Source organism: Komagataeibacter intermedius TF2, assembly GCF_000964425.1.
In the GTDB taxonomy this organism is placed as follows: domain Bacteria; phylum Pseudomonadota; class Alphaproteobacteria; order Acetobacterales; family Acetobacteraceae; genus Komagataeibacter; species Komagataeibacter intermedius.
The window spans coordinates 1-314 of sequence record NZ_BANF01000155.1 but is presented as its reverse complement, the minus strand read 5'-3'; the positions used below and the strand labels follow the sequence as shown (position 1 = coordinate 314).

Here is a 314-nt window from a genome sequence, read left to right as displayed (position 1 = left end):
CTGAACACGCAGCTGACAAACGAGCTGACGGCCATCAACCAGTATTACCTGCACGCCCGCACGCTGCGCCACTGGGGCGTGACCCTGCTGGGCAAGAAGGAATACGAGGAATCGATCGAGGAAATGCGCCATGCCGACTGGCTGATCGAGCGCATCCTGTATCTGGGCGGCCTGCCCAACGTGCAGCGCTACAACCAGATCCTGGTGGGACAGGACGTGGAGGAAATCCTCAAATGCGACCTGAAGCTTGAGGAAAAGGCCATTGGCGACCTGCGCGAAGGCATCGCCTACTGCGAAAGCGTGCGCGACTTCGT

General features: G+C 59.9%; 1 protein-coding gene. It reads left to right on the top strand.

The window, feature by feature from the left end:
• Positions 1-314, top strand: a 314-nt coding sequence (bfr, locus tag B7449_RS14880) for a bacterioferritin (RefSeq protein WP_048883761.1), incomplete at both ends; no start/stop codon positions are given.